This window comes from Photorhabdus namnaonensis (assembly GCF_001684335.1).
Taxonomy (GTDB): Bacteria; Pseudomonadota; Gammaproteobacteria; order Enterobacterales; family Enterobacteriaceae; genus Photorhabdus; species Photorhabdus namnaonensis.
Genome location: NZ_LOIC01000088.1, coordinates 382,168 through 390,374, shown reverse-complemented (window position 1 = coordinate 390,374; position 8,207 = coordinate 382,168). Strand labels below are relative to the sequence as shown.

Annotated in this window: 4 protein-coding genes; 1 reads left to right on the top strand and 3 read right to left on the bottom strand. The window is 36.4% G+C overall.

Features of this window, described 5'->3' with window-relative positions:
- Positions 1–740, top strand: a 740-nt coding sequence (locus tag Phpb_RS20665; protein ID WP_131817533.1) for a Fic family protein, incomplete at its 5' end; no start/stop codon positions are given.
- A 136-nt stretch (positions 741–876) separates the two neighbouring features.
- Here the strand turns inward: Phpb_RS20665 and Phpb_RS20660 are convergent.
- From Phpb_RS20660 to Phpb_RS27080, 3 genes are all read right to left on the bottom strand, one after another.
- A complete protein-coding gene (locus Phpb_RS20660) occupies positions 877–5,787 on the bottom strand; it encodes a putative adhesin (protein WP_065391997.1) in 4,911 nt (1,636 codons plus the stop codon).
- Between the two features lie 501 nt (positions 5,788–6,288).
- Positions 6,289–7,338, bottom strand: coding sequence for a carbon-nitrogen hydrolase family protein (locus Phpb_RS20655; protein WP_065391996.1), 1,050 nt, complete (start codon positions 7,336–7,338; stop codon positions 6,289–6,291).
- 679 nt (positions 7,339–8,017) lie between these two features.
- Positions 8,018–8,207, bottom strand: a 190-nt coding sequence (locus Phpb_RS27080) for a zinc ribbon domain-containing protein (protein WP_240492635.1), incomplete at its 5' end; no start/stop codon positions are given.

The following is an 8,207-nucleotide window of genomic DNA, read 5'->3' as shown; positions in this document are numbered from 1 at the left end:
GGCGGGGAGCAGTCACATGCAGTAATGATATCTACATTGGAAATGATGACAATCCATTATTTCACCCGCCAAACTATGAGGAATTAGAAAATAGGTTAGAAGAATTATGTGTTTTTGCTAACGAAAATCATAATGGAGAGGATGGCCGAAAGTTTATACCACCAGTAATAAAATCGATTATTCTGCATTTTATGATCGGGTATGAACATGCATTTAGAGACGGGAATGGCAGAACTGCAAGGGCAATATTTTATTGGTATATGCTAAAGAATGGATATGATATTTTTGAATATATTTCAATAAGCAAGGTTATCAAGGAGCACGCTAAAGACTATGGTATGTCATATCTTTATGTTCAAAAGGATTATGGGGATTTAACTTATTTTATCGATTTTAATATTAATGTTATTCTAAACGCATTTGATGAATTACAAGAGTATTTAAAAGTAAAAACAAAAGAATTTTATGAAATTGTCGATGTGTTGGAAAATTCAAAGTATAAAAGTAAGCTAACCTTCATTCAGAAAGATTTAATTAAAAAAGGTGTAAAAGAACCCGGAAGATTGTTTAAAGTGAAATCGGTTCAGAATGTATATGATGTTAGTGAAAATACAGCCAGAAAGTTACTTAGGGAGCTAGAGGCAATGAATATATTTCTTCCTATAAAAATAAAACGAACAACTTATTATATTGCCCCCGCAGATCTACGTAGTAGGCTAAATAAGATATCAAAATCGTAGGGTGCTTCTTCTTACTCCTCACGGTGCCGGAAGTAAGGCTGGGTTCTTATATCAAGTGCAAAGATTTGTCAGTATCCTGAGGCGAGAAAACATTTCTCGCCTCAATTTAGTGTTTCAAGTAATACAAAAAAACCTTTTAATTATCGATAAACAGGAAAGGCGCTATACCAACGATTTTTTCTGTTATGAGATTATAGTGCAAATTTACCGCAATAATGGAATAAATAATTGCTCCATCAGGCATGGGTGTCGCCGATCGTTTTGAACGTGAAAGAACTACCGTCGGTTGAAATTTAGGTTCATAACCACCGCCAAGGCCGGTATCATGTACTGATTTCATATTTATTCTATTCAATTCTTCACGACAGGCGACAAAGGTGATTTCATCATATTTCGCCATCCTTTCGTCGGTTCTCAGCAGCGTAAAAATATCGGACAATTTTTTACGATTTCCCGCTTCCGGGCTGATCAATAGTGCGTCATACTTATTGATATTCGTACTGTCCGCTCTATTTTTCCATATTGCCGCCTTCACTTCCTCATCAGGCATTTTCTCATAATATTTGATACCGTAATTTCTTACCCTGCCATGATTGATTGTATTGGCTTCTACTCCGGTGGCTAGCAGATAATTTTCAATATCATTGGCAGCCATATTCTGAATATCGTTAACGGTAAATGTTTTATCACCGATTTTCACACTGGCCGAACCGGCTTTATTGCCTGATTCTATCGTTGCATAAGGTTGTATCGTAAAGCCGCTATTGCCTAGTGTGACATCAAAAGGGGAGTTTAATGGATTTTCCGGTGATTCCAATAATGTCTGACCGTGAGGGCCGAGAAATTGGATTGTTTTCCCGGCAGGAACTTGTGTCGCGGCGCTGTCAGAGAAGAAATAGCCATGTGAACTCAGCATTAATCTATTCGCAGGCTCATTAGGTACTGTCCATAATTCGAATGCACCACCGATCTCAATTTTTTGCGGTTCAAATTGAGGATATTCTTTTTGTAAAAGTCCAACTCTGAATTGTGCTTTTGTTTTTCTAATATCACCTAATCCAATGTTTTCTTCCGGTTTTTTATTAGCTTTTCTCCATTCCCTCACTCTATTTCGGAAATCAGTAGCTGATTCGCCGGGCATTTTTTCAGGCTTTTCACTGCCCACACCCATAACATTACGGTGTGATTCATTGATATTTATTTTGACATTTTTCAATGGAATTTGGCTATCGCCTTTACCATAATAAGGTTGAATAACATACTCGTTTTCGCCTTTGAATATAGCATATTCTGCTCTGAATCTATTTTCAGTCAACAAGGCCGAATTGTTTTCCAATAAATAGTCGGGGTTACTGAAATCAAATAACGTATTTTTATCGTTGGCGTAATATTTTGTCCCCACAATACGTGATTCTTCCAGCAAAGAAGAGCCGCCACTGACTTTCTTATCAATCATTTTATTATCGATAGAAGTAAACCATGTTGGGTTACGATTATAATAGATATGTAGCATCTCATGATATAAAGCGATAGCCGGTTCACGGGAACGCCAAGGCTCTTCGGTCAGTTTTTCTTCTGTGCCAATCAGATGATTATCTGGATCAAAGGCAATACTGCTACCGGCGCTATTACGGGCATAAAATTGACCATCTTTTTCTCGTACAATGGCATCCATCTTCGGTGGTTCGATATTTAAACCCTGTTTTTCAAGTTCCTGAATAACGATATTTCCAGCAGGGATTTCACTTATTTCATCGAGTACGTGAGTGACTCGATTAATAAATAGATCATTACCTGTTATTGTGATCCCGACAGGAGGAATATCGACACGGTTACGCTCTACGGATGTGTATTGTATTGTTTTTTTGATATTACCAGAAGAATATTTCGGCATCGGTGTGCCAGGTATTTCTTCAATAGCAAGGGCGATTTTATTGATTGCTGATGCATTAGGTAATTGATTTTCAATAGGATAGATTTCCCTTAATAAATAAGGCAGCTCGGTTTTGATAGCATTAATTTTTTCAGCTGAAATACTGAGGTTTTTTGGTAATAGATTGTTTTGTAATGGTAAAGTGACTTCACGTATCCAGGCTTGTTGGATATTCACTATCTCTGTGTTGAATAGGGCTTCTTTATCTCCAAGTTTGAGGGATTTTTCCAAGAAATGGTTTAATGTGTCAATAATGTTTGACAGTTTATCGATGTCATATTTTTCATAATTTTTGAATGCGGTATTGATATGAATAAATGCATCCAATATTTTATCGTTATTAATATTACTGCGTGCCGCTTCAAGCTCCTGATCTATTTTTTTACTTTGCTCCAGGATAAGAAATTTATTAGATACATCGGTATGAGTAACCCAATGTCCATTTTTATCTAATTTCACCGCAGGCCAGTAACTAAATTGTTCGGGATAAGCTGGGTTGGCTACGCGCCAGGTGTGGTTTGCTTCATCCCATTTGACTTGATAATTAGCGCCAGATTCCTTTATATAGTAGCTCTGTTTAACGGTTGTTTCCACACTGGCAGGGCGTATTGAATAAATCCCTTTATATATTCCTTCATTTGTATGAGGTATCATTCTATCCAATGAAATATTGCTGACTTTCCATTCATTTTTAAGTTTGCCAAGCCCTATGGTACTTTTGCTAAAAATATCAGCGAAACTTTTTTCAAGTTTAATGCTATTTTTTATCGCACCTACTGCGCTGACAACTCCTCGGTAAGTTAAGGTGAGTGTCGATCTGATCGGTAAAGGTTCGATTAAATCAATTAATCCACCGAGTAAAATGCGAGAAGATTGGCGTAAGGTGATTACGCCATGTTCTGGTAATGTCCTGATAACAGCGGTAATTAACGCTCGTCCGGTCAGACCCGCTTGTCTGAGGCGCAATGTGGTTTGTGTGACTTTTGCAGCCATTGATTCAGTCAACGACATACCCAGGGTAGCAACAACTAATAGTACATTTGCTGTATCAAAGATAATTGAACCGACATCTTCTCCCGTTAATGTATATTCACTATCGGTTGTTGCTTTATAAATAACATTGTAGAAAGGAATAAGAATAGTTGCCGCTATATGCCAACCAGAAGTAATATCCAGCGCTTGTTTACTTTTTATTGCGATATCGTTTAGACCTTTCTGCACTATATTCTCAGTAACAGAAAGTAAGTTATCTTCTTTATAAAAATTAAATTTAGCTGAACCTGTGAAGCTAATTCCTACATTCATGCCTGAAGTTATATCATAATAATCATTCCAAAATGCGTCGTAAGAATATTTATATCTGCTTGTTTCAGCGAAACCACTCAAGGTTTTAGCCCGCTGATAGCCAATCGGAAATAGTCTTTTTCCTGTATTGACTATTTGATTTTCCATAAATATTCCGATGCCTATCATAATTTTTCGCTCAATTAAAAATAGTGCGTCGGGTTTCGACATAGCACGTAAGGTGGGCTGGCTATCAACCTGTTGTTGGGAATATTTTTTGGCTTTCACTCCTCCTTGTATTGTTGAGACCACCAACCAATTCCCCTGATACATTTTTATCATGGCGACATTTCCCATACCCTGTTCGACTGAATAGAGAAAGGCTTCTTCTGGTGGGTTAATAATTTCTTCAACAGTTAATTGCGCAGCCGGAGATGAAAGTATTAATTTACTGAGTGAAATGGATTCATAATGACTATATTTGTTTTTATAAACATTAAATTGCTCATTAAAATTATATTGTGAATCAAATTTATCTCTCTTTTTGAAGTCGATAAAAGAAAAGTATCCTGCTGGCTTTACGTTATTTTTATTGAAAGGATTAAATGTTTGCTTGTCATTTTCAAATAATTTTATTGTTTCTAATGTAGAGTACTTAAATGCTTGCTCCACATTAGCATTTTCTTTTCTCATTCGATAAATGATTGCTGCTGTTAGAATAATACAGCCTTCCATTTCAATATGTTTTGATTCTTGGGAAAGAACATGATCAGTATCATAGTGAATATTATATTTTTTAAATAATAATTCAGCCTGATTTTGGGCAAAAGTGATATCTCGATAATCACCATGACCTTGAGTTGTTTTTCCGACTTTAGGGGCAACCTGATATAATAGGGCGCCTAATGAAGATAAGACTAATAGATGATATTTAGCGGCTTGTAGAGTTTGCAATTCAAGAATATCTTGCTGGTTATACTCGGTACGATATTGTCTTTTTAATACTATCTCTTCTTTGGCTAATTGGGCTAACAATATGTCATAGCCAATATTAATACTTTGATTTGTTTCTGGGTGAGTAATCGGTACGCCTGGATTAATGTTATTCAAGGTAATTAAATTCATTACCTTTTCGATTCCTTGTTTATAGGATGTGAAAAGATCTTCTTTATCTTTGATTCGTTGATTATAATCTGATTTTTCTTTATCACTTAATGCTACATTGCCATCTGACATAAAAGTTAGCAATGCATCTGAATATAGTTCATCATCAATATCTCCGGTAGAGAATGCTTGACGATATATTTTCAATAAAGGCTCTTCGGCATTGATACCTAGCTCCTGCCATATATCGACTTTAGTTTTATCTGAATCGATTTTGTCCTTATTTATGTTTGCTAATTTTTCATGAATTTCTATCTTTGATATTAAGATATTAATTGCTGTATCGATATCAGCGCTGTTATAATTTTTTATAAAGAAAAGGTTAAATATATTATTAATGTTGTTCAGTAACTCAGAATATTTTATTGTAGAATATTCATTGAAAACGGCGTTCACAGCTTGTTTTAAAGTCTGTTGTAATTTAGTTGAGTATTTATTATAAGAAAGTAAGTTTTCTATGATATATAGAGCCATTTCTTTAATATCAGAGGTTATCCAAGTTGGATAATCTTGATTGCCTTTCAGCAGGGAAATAAATGGCTTATCTTCATTTTTGTTATTATCTCGCTTATACTCCCAATATTTTCCATTGACTACAGTATATTCTGTTTCTATTGAATGATAGCTCTCTTTTTTATTTTCGATATCGTATTCGGAATTTGTCATATAATCCTCCAAGTTGATTAAATTTATTATTTATTTAGCTATATAGCTACTGCGTCCATCTGATTTATAGAAATGACTGTTCATATAAAAATATTATTTTTTGATTTTAAAGTCACAATCGTAAGGCAGGATGATTATAGTTGATCTTGGTTAATATCAAATATCAATTAATAACATCATAAAATTATTAATTAGTATAACTATATATAAATATCTATTTATAGTTTTTTATAATATGGTTAAATGTAAATCAATATATCCATTGATAGGTAGGTTGAAAGGCTTCTATAGCTAATACGGGATGTTTATTAAAGTTACTCGGTAGTGAATAGTAAACAGTATGAATAGTACATATTTGTAAAAAAATGGAAAGGGAAATGTTATTACTGTGAGGGGATTATGATAATTAAACATTTTTGATTGGAATGCAGCCGTGTCATTGGGGAATGACGGAGTTTAATCACGGCTGCAAAATTTAAAATAAACTGATTTTATCCGTTATTATTTGGCATCGATATTAATCGCTGTAGACGCTTTCTCTAATGGCTCACAGATGCTCTCTTTTTCAATACAGACTTCGTTATCACAGCAATAGTCTTGTTTCATGATAACCGGTTGACGCCGGGTTTTATCTAAAAGAAGGCAGGTGACATCAGGCCGTGAATAGTGCCCGGCAGGATCTGCGACCGCTTTTGCTAAGGTAATCGCACTCAGATCGATATCTGCATACAGTAACCCTTCTTCATTTTCGGGTAATGGCTTGGCAAGTTGCTTGCCGTCGGGGCCGTATATACAGGCATAACCTCCGCCTATTTCAAGCAGAGATTTATGTTTTTCAGTTTGGCACATCATATCGATCATTTCTTGCGAAACCAGAGCGCAAGCGCCAATGAAGAAACATTGACCTTCTAATGCATATACGCTGCTTACTGCCGTATTCATTTCACCGGACAGGCCATGAACACGCCCTTTATAGACAGAAAAACTGGGCCAGGCAGCGATATGGACTTGTTCATCTTGGGCGAACATCGCGTATTTTGATAGAGGTTGGATATGTTCCCAGCAATTTAGGGCGCCAACTTTACCAAGAGGCGTTTCGACAACGCTCAGGCCACTGCCATCACTTTCACCAAACAGCGTTCTCTCTACATGAGTAGGTTTTAATTTTCTCCTTGCTAATAATGTCTTGCCGGTCTGATCAATGATGGATTGGGACATATAAAGAGTGCCTTTATCTTTCTCGCTGAAACCAAGCACCACCATAATATTATTATCGGCGGCGGCCTGTTCAATACGTTGGTATTGATGACTACCGATAATTAATGAATTGTTGTGATATTGTTTGACGAATTGCATGCCCCAGAGAGGGGAATCCAGCCAGATAAACCACGGATAGCCCGGAATCCAAGTTTCAGGGAAAGCAATCAACTTAGCGCCATTATTGGCGGCTAATTCAATTAACGTGATAGTTTTTGCGACGGTGGCTTCAAGATCGAGGAAAACGGGGGCCGCCTGAACGGCGGCGACACGATATGTTGTATTTGTTGACATAGTTAGTTATCTCTTTGGTGTAGGGGTATCCATCATAATGTGGATTTTAAGTCCAATGGTATAGAATTTACGCTTTATTTTAGAATATATAACTGTGTCCACATTTTTTTAGTAAAAAATACCATTGTTTTATATTGTGTTATTTTTGTATGCAATAATTGCTATTTTTTTATAGAAAAAACTTATTGGTACGTAAAAACCAATATATCGATCTAGAATCATTCATCTGATGTCGGTCATAAATCAAACTAATTTGGGGCTGTAATGTTATTTTTTGATCATTGAAATTAAAAAAATCCCTGACAATATTTGCCCGAGATTTTTTTATAAAAGACTATTTTTATGTTTGATTAATGGAGATTTGTGCTTTTTTACCTTATTAATCCGTCCTTATTAGGCGTCGATTATGTGATTCAATCGTCTCTATAAATTTTGAGGTTGCACTATGAGTGTCACCTATATAATCAGCACCCTGCATGAGGGATGTTCTCAACAGTATCAGACAAAACAGCGTTATTTCTAGATAGGTAACTTTTTACCCCTGAAGTAAATTGTCTACGCCCAATAGAAGCAACCGGGATGTTCGTTTGCATAACATTAAGTTTACCTTCAGGTGCAGGATTTGCATGAAACTCAGTGACTGCTCCCCGCCGTAAAAAACGGCGAGGCTTCCCACTTCTCAGGCCGCCACCGTCTTTATGACGGATTGACGCTGGCCTCCGTGGGCAGAAACGACGAGTCCCGCCGCCTGTAATTCTGTTATGCCCTTGCGCTGGATGTTGATCGCCGCATTGATATCGCGGTCATGTTCGACTCGGCAGAAAGGACATTGCCAGATCCGCTTACGCAGCGGCATTTCCGGCACTTTG